Source organism: Psychrobacillus sp. FSL H8-0487, assembly GCF_038008385.1.
GTDB lineage: Bacteria > Bacillota > Bacilli > Bacillales_A > Planococcaceae > Psychrobacillus > Psychrobacillus psychrotolerans.
On record NZ_JBBOZA010000001.1, the window covers coordinates 1,508,702 to 1,525,177 of the forward strand.

At 33.2% G+C, this 16,476-nt stretch carries 19 protein-coding genes and 1 pseudogene; 14 read left to right on the forward strand and 6 right to left on the reverse strand.

Annotation, left to right across the window (positions count from 1 at the left end):
• Positions 1–328 precede the first annotated feature (328 nt).
• Positions 329–1,534, forward strand: a complete 1,206-nt coding sequence (locus MHI47_RS07410; protein WP_340830289.1) for a hypothetical protein — start codon at positions 329–331, stop codon at positions 1,532–1,534.
• 113 nt (positions 1,535–1,647) lie between these two features.
• Here the strand turns inward: MHI47_RS07410 and MHI47_RS07415 are convergent.
• Positions 1,648–3,011, reverse strand: a pseudogene (locus MHI47_RS07415) (IS3 family transposase).
• Between the two features lie 596 nt (positions 3,012–3,607).
• Here MHI47_RS07415 and MHI47_RS07420 point away from each other — a divergent pair.
• The 7 genes from MHI47_RS07420 (at position 3,608) to MHI47_RS07450 (ending at position 7,540) form a co-directional block, all read left to right on the forward strand.
• The gene (locus tag MHI47_RS07420; protein WP_340771394.1) at positions 3,608–4,072 is read left to right on the forward strand and encodes an SAM-dependent methyltransferase; all 465 of its coding nucleotides are present in this window, start codon (positions 3,608–3,610) and stop codon (positions 4,070–4,072) included.
• A gap of 44 nt (positions 4,073–4,116) precedes the next feature.
• Positions 4,117–4,566 carry a GNAT family N-acetyltransferase gene (locus MHI47_RS07425; protein WP_340830291.1) on the forward strand — a complete coding sequence of 150 codons (450 nt, stop codon included), beginning with the start codon at positions 4,117–4,119 and terminating at the stop codon, positions 4,564–4,566.
• 69 nt (positions 4,567–4,635) lie between these two features.
• Entirely contained in the window at positions 4,636–5,112 is a 477-nt protein-coding gene (locus MHI47_RS07430) for a GNAT family N-acetyltransferase (protein WP_340830293.1), read from the forward strand.
• A 231-nt stretch (positions 5,113–5,343) separates the two neighbouring features.
• Positions 5,344–5,841, forward strand: coding sequence for a DinB family protein (locus MHI47_RS07435; RefSeq protein ID WP_340830295.1), 498 nt, complete (start codon positions 5,344–5,346; stop codon positions 5,839–5,841).
• A gap of 91 nt (positions 5,842–5,932) precedes the next feature.
• A complete protein-coding gene (locus MHI47_RS07440) occupies positions 5,933–6,136 on the forward strand; it encodes a hypothetical protein (RefSeq protein WP_340830297.1) in 204 nt (67 codons plus the stop codon).
• A 6-nt stretch (positions 6,137–6,142) separates the two neighbouring features.
• Positions 6,143–6,298: a hypothetical protein gene (locus MHI47_RS07445; RefSeq protein WP_340830299.1), complete on the forward strand. Its 156-nt coding sequence runs from the start codon at positions 6,143–6,145 to the stop codon at positions 6,296–6,298.
• A gap of 723 nt (positions 6,299–7,021) precedes the next feature.
• Positions 7,022–7,540, forward strand: coding sequence for a CPBP family intramembrane glutamic endopeptidase (locus MHI47_RS07450; RefSeq protein WP_340830301.1), 519 nt, complete (start codon positions 7,022–7,024; stop codon positions 7,538–7,540).
• A 678-nt stretch (positions 7,541–8,218) separates the two neighbouring features.
• Here the strand turns inward: MHI47_RS07450 and MHI47_RS07455 are convergent.
• Both MHI47_RS07455 and MHI47_RS07460 read right to left on the reverse strand, forming a co-directional pair.
• Positions 8,219–8,758 carry a hypothetical protein gene (locus MHI47_RS07455; protein ID WP_340762055.1) on the reverse strand — a complete coding sequence of 180 codons (540 nt, stop codon included), beginning with the start codon at positions 8,756–8,758 and terminating at the stop codon, positions 8,219–8,221.
• 192 nt (positions 8,759–8,950) lie between these two features.
• Positions 8,951–9,121, reverse strand: coding sequence for a hypothetical protein (locus tag MHI47_RS07460; RefSeq protein ID WP_340762056.1), 171 nt, complete (start codon positions 9,119–9,121; stop codon positions 8,951–8,953).
• Between the two features lie 224 nt (positions 9,122–9,345).
• Here MHI47_RS07460 and MHI47_RS07465 point away from each other — a divergent pair, with 224 nt between their 5' ends.
• The gene (locus MHI47_RS07465; RefSeq protein ID WP_340762057.1) at positions 9,346–9,924 is read left to right on the forward strand and encodes a peptidoglycan DD-metalloendopeptidase family protein; all 579 of its coding nucleotides are present in this window, start codon (positions 9,346–9,348) and stop codon (positions 9,922–9,924) included.
• A gap of 175 nt (positions 9,925–10,099) precedes the next feature.
• On the opposite strand, the gene lexA is transcribed toward MHI47_RS07465, so the two are convergent.
• On the reverse strand, positions 10,100–10,720 hold the full coding sequence (gene lexA, locus MHI47_RS07470; RefSeq protein ID WP_093534865.1) for a transcriptional repressor LexA: 621 nt from the start codon (positions 10,718–10,720) through the stop codon (positions 10,100–10,102).
• Positions 10,721–10,891: 171 nt separating this feature from the next.
• Here lexA and yneA point away from each other — a divergent pair, with 171 nt between their 5' ends.
• The 5 genes from yneA (at position 10,892) to MHI47_RS07495 (ending at position 14,606) form a co-directional block, all read left to right on the forward strand.
• On the forward strand, positions 10,892–11,209 hold the full coding sequence (gene yneA, locus MHI47_RS07475; protein WP_093534863.1) for a cell division suppressor protein YneA: 318 nt from the start codon (positions 10,892–10,894) through the stop codon (positions 11,207–11,209).
• Positions 11,206–11,856 (forward strand): YneB family resolvase-like protein, encoded by a 651-nt coding sequence (locus tag MHI47_RS07480; RefSeq protein ID WP_093534861.1) that lies wholly within the window; start codon positions 11,206–11,208, stop codon positions 11,854–11,856. The genes yneA and MHI47_RS07480 overlap by 4 nt, the downstream gene beginning before the upstream one ends.
• A 62-nt stretch (positions 11,857–11,918) precedes the next feature.
• Positions 11,919–12,152, forward strand: a complete 234-nt coding sequence (locus MHI47_RS07485) for a DUF896 domain-containing protein (RefSeq protein WP_093534859.1) — start codon at positions 11,919–11,921, stop codon at positions 12,150–12,152.
• An 86-nt stretch (positions 12,153–12,238) separates the two neighbouring features.
• Positions 12,239–14,239: a transketolase gene (tkt, locus tag MHI47_RS07490; RefSeq protein ID WP_093534857.1), complete on the forward strand. Its 2,001-nt coding sequence runs from the start codon at positions 12,239–12,241 to the stop codon at positions 14,237–14,239.
• Positions 14,240–14,387: 148 nt separating this feature from the next.
• Entirely contained in the window at positions 14,388–14,606 is a 219-nt protein-coding gene (locus MHI47_RS07495) for a YneF family protein (protein WP_093534855.1), read from the forward strand.
• Positions 14,607–14,631: 25 nt separating this feature from the next.
• On the opposite strand, the gene MHI47_RS07500 is transcribed toward MHI47_RS07495, so the two are convergent.
• Both MHI47_RS07500 and MHI47_RS07505 read right to left on the reverse strand, forming a co-directional pair.
• On the reverse strand, positions 14,632–15,561 hold the full coding sequence (locus MHI47_RS07500; RefSeq protein WP_340830303.1) for an alpha/beta hydrolase: 930 nt from the start codon (positions 15,559–15,561) through the stop codon (positions 14,632–14,634).
• An 11-nt stretch (positions 15,562–15,572) separates the two neighbouring features.
• Positions 15,573–16,469: a hydroxymethylglutaryl-CoA lyase gene (locus MHI47_RS07505; RefSeq protein WP_340830305.1), complete on the reverse strand. Its 897-nt coding sequence runs from the start codon at positions 16,467–16,469 to the stop codon at positions 15,573–15,575.
• Between the last annotated feature and the right edge of the window lie 7 nt (positions 16,470–16,476).

Genomic DNA, 16,476 nt, shown 5'->3' on the forward strand with positions numbered 1-16,476 from the left:
TAACATCAAATTGATAAGTTCTAATAATTTCTTCCACAAAAGAGTAAGAGAAATGCATTTATTAATAGTATTTTAACAGTTTGTTATTTAAATAAAACAATTCCACATTATAAATAATTTAAATTGTGTATGTGGCAGTTTACTCATTTTATTAAATCATTATAAAATTTTAAAAACTACATAGTTTGTGAAGTTTGATATTATTTGAACAATACCTCTTAGTAAATTAGATATTTGTGGTGAATTTCAGATAATATTGTGAAGAAATGCAATAAAACTAATTATATTTCTGACTGTACGTGTATTTATTACTTTAAGGAGGTTGAAGATGAATCTTAGCTTTTTAATACAAGATATAGTTAAAATTTGCAAAGAGTTAAACGAATTAGGGGAAGTAAGTTTTAATCATTCAATTCAATATGATGGTGTTTATATCCCTAAAGTATTTTTTAATAATGCTACTTATCAGAGTACCATTGAAAAACTTATGAAAAAAGAAGAACTTAGAAAACTATTATCTAATACTATGATTGTAGGAACTTTCAATAAGCTAATTAAAAACCAGCTAAATAACAGCAGTATACCTTTAACTGAAGCTGTAAAAGAATTTGACAAGCTGTTAGAGAATGTTAAAACTTATAAAGTTTATGTACCTTTAAAGGGAATAGAGCTGTTTTCTGATAATGTGAAGATTTCAGAAAAAGTGAAAATTATAAAACTTGATAGCCAAAATATTAACGAATACCTCCCCTATATAGATCAGGAAGATGATATTAATTTATTATTACCTACAGCTTTGGAGTTGGAAATTTCTACAGCGGATTTTGAAAAAGCTATGGAACTATCTATTGATATTGGTAAGTACGTTGTTAATTTTTTAAGATTGGTAGATTACAATGGTTGGGATGAAGAAAACCTTTCTGTTAGGCTTCCAGGATATGGATCAATTAAAGAGGGGCTACGTGTTTATACGGTAGATAGTGAAAAAAGAAATGGAACACTATCTAAGCAAAATAAAAATGACGATACCGAATTTCTTGAACTAGATAAAACTACTTTAGAGGATATGGATAGACTTGGAAGTAGTATGTTTGGAAAACTTATTGACAATTACTTAGAATTTCAATTATTGGACTTAGATCAATCCATATTACGTTCTATTATTTGGTTTGGTGAATCTAAAGTTGAAGTAGATAATGTCGCTAGATTTATTAAATTAATGCTTTCAATTGAGTGCCTATTTAATACAAATAATTCTGATCCAATAACAGCTACCTTAAGAGATCGTATGGCATTTACATTGGCGAATACAAAGGAAGAAAGATTGGAGATTGCCAAAAAAATGAATGATTTGTACAGTTTACGTTCAAAAATTGTACACCACGGTAATTCAAGGATAAAGTTATTGGAACTATTAAATTTAGAAAACTTAGCTGCTGATGCGATTGTTCAATTTCTAACGAATGAAAAATTATTAGAAATAAAAACTAAAAAAGAATTACAACAATATTTCGAGGAATTAAAATATACTTAATTCCATAGGTAACTTGAGTGGTATTAGGGTGTAATGATTTTTTACTAACGGGTGCTTTAGTTAAAAAAGACCATCAAAAAAATGAACTGATCCAATAAAGTTAGACAAATAATTTAAGCAGCTTCTAAGATCTGCGTTCGGTATTCAACCGGGCTCAGGTCTTTTAATTTTGCCTTCATTCGCTTGTGATTATAATACTCCATATATTCTTCTAATTCCTTTTCAAAATGCACTATACTCTCAAACTCTTGTAAATAAAACAGTTCAGACTTTAAGAGGCCAAAGAAATTTTCAATGACTGCGTTATCTAAACAGTTCCCTTTACGAGACATACTCTGCGTAATTTGATGTGCTTGTAATGTCTGTTGATATTTTTTCATTTGATAATGCCAGCCTTGATCGGAGTGAAGGATGACTTCGTCTCCTGGCTGGAGGCGCTGAACAGCTTCGTCTAACATATCTCCTACAAGTTGGTAGACCGGTCGATTCATGACTTTATATGCGATTATTTCTCCATTACACAATTCAAGAACACGAGATAGATATCGCTTTTCTCCAAATAGATGGAATTCAGTAACGTCAGTTACCCATTTTTGATTCATTTTCTCTGCCTTAAAATTACGTTGTAATACATTAGGTGCGATTTTCCCGAGGTTTCCTTTATAAGAGCGATACTTCTTCATACGGACCTCACATTTTAAACCCATTTCATTCATCAAGCGGTTGATGGTTTTCGGGTCATGTATAAAGCCGTATTTTTGCAGTTCTTTCGCGATGCGACGGTAACCATAACGTCCCTTATGTTCGTGATAAATAATCTTGATTGCTTCTTTTACCGCTTCATATTTATCGGCTTGATCCAATCGTTTTTCCCATTAGTAATAAGTACTGCGTGGAATGTCAGCGACTTCAACTAAATCCACGACCTCATATTGTTCCTTTAGTTCAAAAACTACCTGCGCTTTGATTTTGTTTGTAATTTTTCCTGCATCTGAACTAAAGCGTTTAACTTTTTTAAATAAGCATTTTCCATTTCTAAATGTTTGATTTTTGCTTGTAGGGCTTCCATAGAGTCTTCGGCAGGGATGGATTTTTCTGGTTCAACTTTTTTCGTTTCTTTTTTCATAGATGCACGCTCCTTTTTCTTTGGTTCTAGCGCGTCCAATGCTTTTGTCTTAAGCAATTGATCCCACCGATAAATGATACTCGGAGAAGAAATATTAAATGTGCTTGCCGTTTCTAGAAAAGACGTACCTGTTTCGTTCATAAAATTAAGTACGTGTAGTTTAAACTCAGATGAGTAGCTTGTATAGCATTTCTTAAACCCTTTTTCACCCTGTACTTCAAATAATTTCACCCAAGTAATGACTTGAGATTTAGCTACGCCAATGCTTTCTGCAATAGTTTGATAGCTTTCGTTTCCAGTTAAATAGCGTTTTACCGCTTGTAATTTAACTTCTAATGTATATTTAGACATAAAAACACCCCGTAAATGTTAGTTGGTGTCTAACATTTACGGGGCAGTTCAAAATGATGGTCTATTTTTATGTAGAATGTGAAATGTTACACTTAAACTAACGAAGCAGTTTAGTTGAAGAAGGAACTTCAAACATTCATGGAGAAGTAACAACTATAAGTGGTGGAATTAGTGAAAAATAGTCGTGAAAGTGGATTTTATTATTTGAAATTGAATTATAGAACGAAATTTGTTCGAACTTTGTGGATGATTCCTCTTGCTATATTTTTATCCTTTCAACTGCTATTAATGGATATCAATTCAAAGTTTAGCGTATTTTTGTTGGTACTTTTGATAGTTACTCTAGTAGTTCAATTAATTTATACGTATTTTAAGTGGAAAAGTGAAAGACAAACGGTAACTCTTAAAAACATGTGAATATGGGGGTGTTTCTGTATCTAAATAGAGACATCTAGGAGAGTTCAATATTCAATAAGATAAAATTATGGATATGTATAATTAGTCTATATTTTCTTTTGGGGATAATGCTTGGTACGATAAAGATGAAAACGAAAACATATATCGTGATGCATTATCTATAGGAGGGGATGAAACAAATGCCATATTCTATCAAACCAATTGCTTTTGTAAATAATACTAGAAAAGATATCTTGGATGATAATTGGGGTTCAGTCATATCAACGATTGAACTTGAGGAAAATATAAATGAAGCTTCATTAAAAGGGATTAATGAATTCTCACATTTAGAAATCGTTTTTTTATTTAATAAAGTCTCAGATGATAAAATTCAGTATGAAGCAAGACACCCAAGAAACAATAAAGATTATCCAGAGGTTGGAATATTTGCCCAGAGAGGGAAAAATAGACCAAATAAATTAGGGGTAACTATTGTAGAACTTATTGAACAAAAACAGCGAATATTAATAGTTAAGGGATTAGATGCATTAGACGGAACTCCGATTATCGACATTAAGCCAGTAATGAAAGAATTTCTACCAAAAGATGAAGTAAGCCAACCAGAATGGTCAATCTCTTTGATGAAAAATTATTGGAAGGATTAGAAGTAACTATTTCATAAACTCTGTAATAGAAATGAGGGGTTCCCTTGATTAAAATAATTTATATTAGTAATAGAAAAAACGCAGCAGATGTTTTAAACATTCAAATACCATCATATAAGGTAGAGGCAGAAATTATTGGTTCATATGAAATACCACCATTAAAGGATACGGTTCATACTTTGCAACATTGCGGAGAGGCATTCTTTGGTTATTATGAAAATGAAATACTATGCGGAGTAATATCTATAAAAGTAGATGATGATGAAGTTGATATACATAGGTTAATCGTACATCCAAACCATTTTAGAAAAGGAATTGCGCAGTTGCTTTTAAATTTTATTGAAACTAAGTTCGAGGTTGAAACAATAAAAGTAGCAACGGCTTCTAAAAATACTCCTGCAGTTAGTTTTTATAAAAAGAATGGATTTCAAAATATTAAAGAGTTAATAGTAAATGAACAACTATCCTTAACCTTTTTTGAAAAGAAATTATAATTATCTTCTTGAAGTAACGGGTGCTTTAGTAAAACAAGATATCTTTAAAAAATTCTGAGGAGGCATAGCATGAAACAATATAAAATCAGAATTACTCCGTATAGCTCCAAATACGCAGAACAAACAGTGGATATGTGGCGAGATAGTAAGAAACAGGCTATTTGCCAAAAAGAAATTCACGACTTTGAAAATCACGTATATTTTTTAAGTCATATATTACCTGAACAGTTTCAAATAGATTTAGCGTTAATTGATGAAGAAGTTGTTGGAATGATTGCCTATAACGATAGCGAGATAAGCCAACTATATATTCATATAGGGTATCAAGGAATCGGTATAGGTCGGACATTACTAGATAAAGCAAAAGCACAATCAAGTGGAAAGTTAACATTGTACACATTTGAAGTAAATGAAAAAGCACAACGGTTTTATGAAAACCATGGGTTTAAAATCATAAGTAGAGGACATAAAAATGAAGAAATTTTACCAGATATTAAATATGAATGGATATCAAAAAATGATGTTATTGATAAAACTGAAAAATAATAAGTCATCATAATAAAAGTAATTAAATGAATTTTTAACGTGAGATTGTGAATAAGTGTACTTAAACTAACGAGGTGCTTTACTTCATGAAGGAGTGAAGCACTTTTCTTATTGAACTAAAGCAGCAGGTTAGTAGTAGAAAGTATTTGTCATCATTAATGGTATAATTATTTATAAATATAAAAAACGAAAATTTCAGATTTCATTTATTTATTACAAAGGAGTATATAAATGAGTGACAATAAAATGCTTATTACTTTCAAAAGTGATCTTTACAATTATTCATTGGAACAGCTAAGGTATATCTCGGAAGAAGGGGTTTGGTCTATTGGACAGATGTATGACCATTTAATTGTTGTTGCCCAAGAGTATCTTGATAATATGGAAACATGTGCTTCATTAAATGAGGAACAACCCCTTGGGAAAACCCAGTTTGGTGAGCAATTATATAGGAACGGCGGGTTTCCACCTATTAAAATAAGATTACCAGATGAACTAAATTCTCCACCAAATAATTCAGACAGCAAGGAAGACCTAATTAGCAGGATGGATCAGTTAATTCAAAGATTGAGTCAATGGGAATCGAAAGTGGATTATATTAACCCAAATAATAAAGTTGAACATGGAGGGTTCGGTTGGCTGAATGCTAGGGAATGGTATGATTTGTTTGGAATGCATTCTCGTCATCACTTGCGTCAAAAAGATGAGTTGGAAAGGTATATATTATAGGTGAAAATTACATCATAAATTGGGTGCTCTTCTTCAACTAACGGGTGCTTTACTTCAATAAGGACCTACTTTTATTAGGGGAGATTTGTTAATGAATGAAAAACAAGAATTACTTTATCAGAACTTAAAAAGTATAAAGGACGTTTGGAGAGAATCAGCAGTTGATAGTTTGAATCCAAACACAGATTTAATTGCTTGGACTGATGTGGAAGAATCTCTTAAAATAATGCAACAAAAACTCTCAAGTCGAGAGGAACTAGAAACGTATAGGAAAGTAGTTAATAACGTGATATAGGGTGTAATGCATTCAATATTAGTTATGATTGATGGTGGCGATGAACTTGCTGATAAATTTTTAGTTGATTTAATTGATAGAGACACTAAAGAATCACTACAAGAAGATATTGCTTTGCACGAAGAATTTTATGGCTATTTACTTGATAAAGAAGAGGTGTAAGGTAGTTTCCTTATTAAGATAATGGGTGCTTTAGTTAAATATTCACTTTCCGAAATAACCTATATAAAATTACTGCGTATTTAAAGGATAAAATGTTACCACGAATCTATCACGATACCGTTATACTTAGTTGCTTTTAATTATAGTAACGTGAGCAATACTTGAAAATGTATTAATCTGATAGTATAGGATTTTATAATGGGGTGAGTGATAAAGAGTTTCACTCAAATGTTAGATACCCCAATTTCCCCCAAAATTTAAAAACACCTTTCAGTCTTTTATTGACTTGATCGGTGTTTTTTTATTTATTATTGGTCGATCTACTGAGTTAAAAGGAAATGAAGAGAGTTAATATTACTTTAAATAAGGGCCTCAAACTAAAAAGGAGGAATGTGCGTAAGGAAACTCGAATAGATTGTTACTATATATATTTTTTGAAATTTTAGTTTTTTAATTTTGCACTAAATTGGTTAAAAGTTATTATTAGGAGGCAAGATGTGTAATGCACAATAAGTTAAGTTATTCTAAAAAACACCCTATAATAAGTATTATACTATTGAAGTCATTTTTTTACTAGTCGTTTTTATAGCAGGTGCAATCGCTACGATTAAACAATTAAGTTACAATACACCTATATTAATATCGTTCATACCAACAGCGCTATTTTTACTTTTTTATTTTTCATGGAAGAGAAAGTGGACTTATTATGGTTTTAAACGAGAAATGAAAAGAGCAAATTGGATACTGTATTTACCTCTACTGATTATTTTAATCGTATTATGCCTTCAAGGGTTTAGTTCGCATGCGCTTGAAACGATTATTTTCTATGTTGGCTTTGCTATTTTAATCGGTTTTGTGGAAGAAAGTATTTACAGAGGAATAATGATAAAAATATTATTACCACTAGGTATTCTTCCAGCTATCCTGACTTCGAGCATATTATTCTCTGTCACACATATGCTTAACTTGTTATCTGGACAAAGTTTGGGGCAAACTGGACTACAATTGGCTTATTCTTTTCTAATTGGTATTGTACTAGCGCAATTATTTATTAAAACTGGCAACATTTTACCACTGATTCTGTTTCATAGCCTTCATAATCTAATTCAATTTTTAGGAAGCGGAGGATCTAGCGCAACTCTTGACACAATCGTGATTATTATATTAGGTGTCACTGCTATTTGGTTGTCATTATCTCTGAATAAAAAAACAGAGCGAAAACTTGAGCTCATTAGTGAATGAATTATAAATAAAAAACAAACTAACCTTATTCTACGATTGAGGTGCTTTGAATTCTTCTATGATTTCACATAACCTAAAATTAACAAGTATCCTATCCGGAGGACTGTACTCCCAAAGGGATCAGGAGGAATACATTGAAAATGTAAAAGCGTTGGAGCTATATGCTTCCAACGCTTTTTATGTATAATCCAATTGAGTTTCAGGCATCTCGACTTGTTTCTCACCTTTGGAAGCTCTGAATAAGCTATTTTATAAAATTTCATAGTGATACCAAAAACTGAATTGAATAGATTAGGTAGATTTAATATTGAAAATCAGAATCGACAATTAATAAGGCATCAGTTAAAAGATTAATATCTATGAGGATCTGTTCTTTAATATGTGTGAAGGGACATTTATAATAATCATCAATTAGATTATTTAATTCTTTATAAATTAATATCATAGTTAAATATACACCCCTTTGAACTATATTGCCTATTACTTATTATCTAACAAAACTAGTGTAAATGGAAGTGATTTGCATAAAATTTTAAGTGATAAAAATTACTCTCCTAACAAACTGGAGAGTCACGGCGTTATTAATGCTTGACCCTCCATATGCATTTCTTATTAACAAAAAGAGTTTTGTTCTTGAAAAACATAATTATCTTTTGGAGATAATGTTTAGTTTATAAACTAAACTGCCAATATGCTATGCACTGTAAGTTGTCCGAGATATCGACCGGGATTTGCGGAATATCCAGATACGGTTGGAGAAGTGACAGTAGTCTCAACTACAATTCGTCCAGAGTTGCCTAATAGGCCTATTGCTAGTAACGTATCTCCGGATGTAATTGCAACGTCCTGAGAGCTACCTGAATTGTTACCTGAAAAAAGTGGAATAGTAGCAACTACGATTCCAAGAAGATTAACAACTTCTAGAGTTGCAGTTACAGAAGCCGTTTCGTTAGCTGCAAACGCAAAATAAGCGGAAAGAGGTAATGCTAGAGTGAGTAGTGGCAAAGTTCCAATATTAAAGATACTTTGAAATGTCACGGTTTGACTGGACTCTGTGTTAGGAGACCAAATATAAGCACTACTTCCATCTACTAAAGGTGAAACCATTGCTGGTAGAGTTGGTACAGCGGGTGTCGGAAGCGTTCCAGGTGGTGCAGCTGTATCTGCAATTACATTAGTATTTGCAGGGGTAGTAAACTCTTGAAGTACAAGAACCATATAATTCACCTCCTTATAATAGATTAGCCGTTTGGACGGCATAATATAATATATGTAATAGAAATTAGGAGGACTAGTCATTTTGATTGTCTCGTAAGAAAAAGAATGAAATACTATTAATATTGAAATCTAACACTACATGGAAAACTATATAGTGTGGGTAAATAAGAATAATAAAAAAAGCTCACTTCGTTAAAAAATAAGTGAGCTTTCTGTGTTTATATCTAACTTTCTTTTTTCTAAAATTCTTAATGCATCCTTCAACAGATTAATGTCAATCAAAATTTCTTTCTTCAAATAGTGGTTATTGCATCTATAATAATCATTAATAAGCTTTTTTAGTTCTTCTATAATTAGTTTCATAAATTATTGCCCCTTTATATAGTTATATAGGTCTACAAAAAATAATATTAGTAATTTAACATATGCTTGATTATAAATATTAATACCCAAATTTACTCATTTCTAATCTTTTTTACAATTTATTAGGAAAATATGATGATTATTGACTATATGTTATTAATCATTCGAGCATTAACTAGTGAGAGGGATTGTTCTCTACTTATTAATAGGAGGGAGGTTATAAATTGTTTATAAGACCAAGCGAAGGAGAAATTACATCTCGTTTTGGAGAAATTCGAAAAAATAGTAATGTTAAAGTCCATAAAGGAGTTGACATTGGGAGTGATGGTAGTCCGATTATAAGAGCATCTGCCAGTGGTAAAGTGACTAGAGCGAAAGTTATTGGAGGATATGGAAATACTATAACGATTGCACATACTTTAAACGGTAAAAAGTACGAAACCTTATATGCGCATCTAAAAACTATTACTGTGAAAGTGGGACAAAGTGTTAAACAAGGTCAACAAATAGGTATTAAAGGGAGTACAGGAAATAGTACAGGTATCCACTTACATTTTGAAATTCACATTCCATCTTACGATGTAGGTCAGCCAAATGCGGTAAATCCTTTAAAGTATATAAGTGAAATAAATGTCACTGAAGTTCAGAAACTCTTAAATTCAGCAGGTTATAAATTGATAAATGACGGGATAGAGGGACCCTTAACTATTTCGGCTATTAAAGACTTTCAAAAGAAAAAGGGCTTAACAGTTGATGGGGTAGTCGGAACAAAGACTTTAGCTGCCCTCAAGAAGAAGAAGTAGTATTACTAGTTTACCAAAGCTACTAATTACTTATGTATAAAAATAAAACCCCTCAACCATTAAGGTAAAGGGGTTTTTCGATGATTTCAACGAAAATGTCCACTTTTCGTTGAAATATGATATCGGCTCTTTGTTATCTTACGTTTATTTGTCTATATTGTCAAGTTCGACAAAACTATTGAATATTACGGTAAACTCCAACTACTTTTCCAAGTATACTAACTGAATTTACAATGATAGGTTCCATGGAAGAATTTTCGGGTTGCAGACGGAAATAGGACTTTTCCTTGAAGAATCTTTTAACTGTTGCTTCATCTTCATCAGTCATTGCGACAACAATATCGCCATTATTGGCAGATTGCTGTTGTTTTACAACCACATAGTCACCATTTAATATTCCAGCCTCTATCATACTATTACCCATAATCTCTAACATAAATAAATTATCATCTGCAGTTCCAAATGTTTCTGGAAGTGGGAAGAATTCTTCTATATTTTCAATTGCTGTAATAGGGATACCAGCAGTAACTTTACCGATCAACGGTACATGAACCACATTGTGTTTTTCAGCAACGCTGCCCAAGCCATCCAGAATCTCAATAGCGCGTGGTTTTGTTGGATCTCTCCTAATTAAACCTTTACTTTCCAGTCGTGCTAAATGTCCATGAACAGTTGAACTAGATGCTAAGCCCACAGCTTCTCCAATTTCTCTAACGGATGGTGGATAACCTTTTTTACGAACTTCTTCTTTTATAAAAGCAAGTATATCTTCTTGTCTTTTAGATGCTTTTTTCATATGTTCACCTCTTTTTGAATAATTATCTCTATCCTTTTCTATCTTAATAATAGTATAACAGGGGAAGAACAGTAATGCAAACATAGGTTCTAATTATTGTTGACAAAAACAAACGTTCGCATTAATATTAAATATACATTACGAACACACATTCTATTAGGGGGATTTTAAATGACCTGGATGAAAGAAAATTACTTTTTAACAATATTTGTAGCATGCAGTATTGCATTTACAATGTTTATAATAATCTCGAATTCTTTTTCGACAGACGAGAGCCAACATATTAATATAGAACAAGGAGATTCTTTGTGGGCTTTAGCACAAGAATATGGAACGAATGAAGATAAGCTAAAATGGATCGATAAAGTAATTGCGATGAATAATTTGCAAGACGGTCATATTAAAGCGGGGGAAGTTATTATTATTCCAGTCATTGAAAAAAGTTACCATTTCAATCATGATACGGAGATAGCGGGCGATACAAAGTGAAATCAGTTATATATTGTCGAGTGAGTACAGAAAAAGAGTCTCAAGAGACTTCATTAACAAGGCAAGAGGAAGAATTGATAGAATTTGCAAAACTAAATAATTATGAAGTTGAAAAAGTATTTTCAGATCAACATAGTGGATATGATATTGAACGCGAAGGCTTATTAGATTTACTTGACTATATTAAACAAAATGAAATTAAAGCGGTATTTGTACAAGATGAGACACGTATTGGCAGAGGAAACGGTAGAATGGCTGTTCTACATTTACTTCAAAAAACCAATACTTCGATTTATACGTTACAGGATAAAGGTGTCATTAATCTAAACGAAATGGATACTATGCTCTTGGAAATATTGGCGCTAGTGGAGGAGTATCAGCGGAAATTACACAACGCAAAAATTAAAAGAGGTATGAAAAAAGCAGTGTCTCAAGGATATAGACCTGAAAAAAACTTGAAAACAAGAGGTAATCCCGAAGGAAGAGAGAGAATAGACGTGCCATTAGAAGAAGTAGTTAGACTTCGTAATGCTGGTCTTACCTATGAAGAGATTTCGATGACTCTAAAAGGTTTGGGGTTTAATATTAGTAAAGCAACTGTACATCGACGTTATATGGAGTACATAGAAACACACGGAGTGAAATGACTTGCACTCTGTGTGTTTTTTCCTTACCTTTATATAAGGATAAAGTGAAAGGGTGAAAAGAATTGTTAAGCAAAGAAAAATTAGCGAGAATTAGTGAGTTATCGAGAAAATCTAAAACTACAGGACTTTCCATGGAAGAAGCAAAAGAACAAAGCTCTTTACGTAAAGAATATTTGGAAACTTTTCGCTCTACTATGAGAGATACCATTGAAAGTGTAAAAGTAATTGACCCTGATGGAAATGATGTAACACCTTCAAAAGTTCAAGAAGCAAAGAAAGGAAAGTTTCTGAATTAAATTATCATTTCAAAACCATTGATAATACAGACATTCTTGTCTAAACTAGATATATAGCAAAAAATTTGTTTGAGAGGATGTCATTCATGTCATTACAATCCGATTTATTAGCAATTAATACTATTAGAACATTATCAATTGATGCAATTGATAAAGCAAATTCTGGTCACCCTGGTTTACCAATGGGGGCTGCTCCAATGGCATACACATTATGGACAAAGCATTTACGTCATAACCCAAGTAACCCAACGTGGTTCAACCGTGACCGCTTTGTGTTATCTGCTGGACATGGTTCTATGCTTTTATATAGCTTGCTTCATCTTGGTGGGTACGATTTACCAATGGAAGAAATTAAGAACTTCAGACAATGGGATTCTAAAACTCCCGGACATCCAGAGTTTGGTCACACTGCAGGAGTAGAAGCAACAACAGGACCACTTGGTCAAGGTATTGGTATGGCGGTCGGAATGGCAATGGCAGAAGCACATTTAGCTGCTACGTACAATAAAGACAACCATTCAATTATTGATCATTATACGTACGCATTATGTGGTGATGGTGATTTAATGGAAGGTGTGGCTGCAGAAGCAATTTCTTTAGCTGGACATCTTAAGTTGGATAAATTAATTGTACTATATGATAGTAATGATATTTCTTTAGACGGTGATTTACATAAATCATTCTCTGAAAATGTTGAAAAACGTTTTGACTCGTATGGTTGGAACTATATTCATGTAAAAGACGGAAATGACATTGAAGAAATTTCAAATGCCATTGAAAAAGCGAAGTCTCAAAATGACAAGCCAACGATTATTGAAGTTAAAACTGTTATTGGATTCGGTTCTCCTAATCGTTCTGGTAAATCCGATGCGCACGGTATGCCATTAGGAAAAGACGAAACTCTTTTAGCTAAAGCTGAATATAAATGGTTATTTGAAGAAGATTTCTATGTACCTGAAGAAGTTTATGACACATTTAAACAAGCTTCAAACGTATTGGGTGTTGAAGAAGAATCTTCGTGGAATGAAAAACTTAAGCAATATGAGTCGGAATTCCCTGAATTAGCTGCAACATTAAAAACAGCAATTTCTGGTAAGTTACCAGAAAACTTTGCAGATGCACTTAAAACATACGAAGCAGGTACTTCTCATGCAACCCGTTCGGCTTCAGGTGAAGCGATTAATGCAATTGCTCAAAACTTACCTTCATTCTTTGGTGGTAGTGCTGATCTAGCCGGTTCAAACAAAACTACTATGAAGAATGTAGGAGATTTCTCAGCTGACGATTATGCAGGGAAAAACATTTGGTTTGGTGTGCGTGAATTTGCAATGGGAACTGCTTTAAATGGTATGGCTTTACACGGAGGACTAAATGTCTTTGGTGGTACATTCTTCGTATTTAGTGACTATGTTAGACCTGCAATTCGTTTATCTGCCTTGATGGGTCTTCCAGTAACATACGTATTTACACATGATAGTATCGCAGTTGGGGAAGATGGACCAACTCATGAACCAGTTGAACATTTAGCTTCTTTACGAGCAATGCCAGGTTTATCGGTAATCCGCCCTGCAGATGCAAATGAAACAGCGGAAGCATGGAAATTAGCAGTTTCATCTAAAAATAACCCAACAGTTTTAGTCCTTTCTAGACAAAACTTGCCAACACTAGATCATTCAGTAGAACTAGTAAGAGAAGGAGTTTCAAAAGGGGCTTATGTAGTAGCACCTAATGAAAAAGCAGAAGCAATATTACTTGCAACTGGTTCTGAGGTAAGTCTTGCAGTGGAAGCACAACAAGCACTTTCTAAAGAAGGTATTGAAGTATCAGTAGTTTCTATGCCATCATGGGATCTTTTTGAGAAACAAGATGCTGCTTATAAAAACTCTGTATTACCTTCTCATTTAACAAAACGTCTTGCAATTGAAATGGGTGCATCATTAGGATGGCATCGTTATGTTGGATTTGATGGAGACGTAATTGCTATTGATAAATTCGGTGCAAGTGCTCCAGGTGAAATCGTTATGAAAGAATATGGTTTCTCCGTGGAAAACGTAGTTTCAAAAATGAAAGCATTACTTCAAAAGTAAAAAGTTGTACGAGCAATTCGAATACTTTGTCATATAAGTATTCGAATTGCTTTTTTATTTCGAATTATATAGAATGCCAAAAGAATCTATAGTATAATTTCTAATGGTGTCTTGTACACGTAGATAAGTATGTAAAGGAGGAGAATATATGCAAACATGGATTTGGATCGTTATTATAATCGTTGCGTTAATTGCTGGTGCAGCATTAGGTTTCTTTGCAGCGCGTCAATATATGATGAAATACTTAAAAGAAAACCCACCTATTAATGAACAAATGCTTCGTATGATGATGACACAAATGGGTCGTAAGCCTTCAGAAAAACAAGTTAAACAAATGATGAATCAAATGAATAAAATGCAAAAATAATAAAAAGCACTCAGCTGAGTGCTTTTTATTTGTTTAGCAAATTGTTTTCTTGTAGGAAATCAGCCACCACTTGCTCATATTCCTTACTATTTTCATTGAAAGATTTAGCATGTGCGCCAATATCAAACATTTTCAAGGTTTTTGGGCCTTGTTTTTTTTCATATAACTCCTCGGTCATTTTAGGTAATATAAAATCATCCTGTAAACTATGAATAAATAAAACAGGTTTTTCTATTTTGTCAATAACATCAATTGGAGAGACGAGATTTAGCGTATATCCATCCCGCAACTTCAGAAACAAGTTAGCAAATCGAATGGCAAGACTTGATCTGAGAGGCGTGGACTGGGTCATTATATGATAAACTTGTTTCTCAAAATCCGAAAATGCACAATCGGAAATATAAAAATCGGCGTCATCTATAATAGATCCAGCATAGAGTAATGTTGTAGCAGCCCCCATAGATTCTCCGTGAATACCTAAAACAGCATCTTGACCAGCTCTTTCTCTTACAGCTTCTACTACAGATTGTAAATCTATTTTTTCATAAAACCCAAAACTTGTTGTTTTGCCACCAGAATCTCCATGTCTGCGGTGGTCATAAACAACACTATTGAAACCGAGTCGCTCGAACATACGAACAAAACGAAGTGAGTTAATCTTGTTTTCTGTAACCCCGTGGCAAATAACGACGTAATTATTTGTTTCTAGTGGTTCAACAAAAATTGCTTTTAGGGAATACCCATTCTTAGATTCAATCCATTGCTCCGTTTTGTTTACAGCATTAAACCAAGCTTCATCTAATCGTTTTGATGTAATTTCACGATTCAAAATAAAATCATTTTCTTTCTTTTTCATATACATAAGTCTATTAGTTACAAAGAAACCAAAGAACGTAGCCATAGCTGTTAAAACACTAGTAAAAATACTCGTCCAAATAATTACACGTTTCTTCATCCGATCAACCCCTACTTACTTTTGAATAGTTTATACATTCCCGTATCTATCGGTCTGGACACATAAGGTTCAACTACTTCTACTGCTTTAAGTAATGAATTGAGATCTATATTCGTCCTTATACCCATTTGATGTAGCATATTCACAACATCCTCAGTTGCTACATTTCCTGTAGCCCCAGGTGCAAAAGGGCATCCTCCTAGTCCGCCAGCAGATGTGTCAAAGCGATTAATACCTGCTTGTAAGGTCGCTAAAATATTGGCGATACCCATTTTACGTGTGTCGTGAAAATGAGCGGTAATGAGCGTTGCAGGGAATTCCTTCTTGAGTGCAGTAAATAATTCATAGCTTTCTTGTGGATTAGCCATTCCAATTGTATCAGCGACACTAAGTTCGTTTACACCCCATGAAACGAATTCTTTGCATAGTGCTAGTGTGTCCGAAGACTCCATTTTGCCCTCATATGGACAGTAAAAAGCAGTTGAAATACAGGCACGTACGAAATGACCATCTTGTAGTAGTTTGCCCACAATAGGTCTTAGTTCATCCATACTTTCTTTTGTAGTTTTATTTATATTATTTTTATTAAAACTGTTAGAGACACCTACAAAAACAGCGAAACTTTGTGCTCCGGATTGTTTGGCTAATTCGACACCTTTATTATTTGGTGTAAGTACTAACTGTCTACCCATCTTTTTCACTTGAGTCACTATGTCGTTCGCATCTTTCATTTGTGGTACCCATTTCGGTGATACGAAAGAAGTTATTTCCATTTCTTCAATTCCGGCTTGCTGAAGTTTTTCGATAAAAGATAATTTTATATCGGTTGGTACCTCATTTTTTTCATTTTGCAAACCGTCTCTCGGACCTACCTCGATAATTGTCACTTTATTTGGTAAACTAATCATAATCATC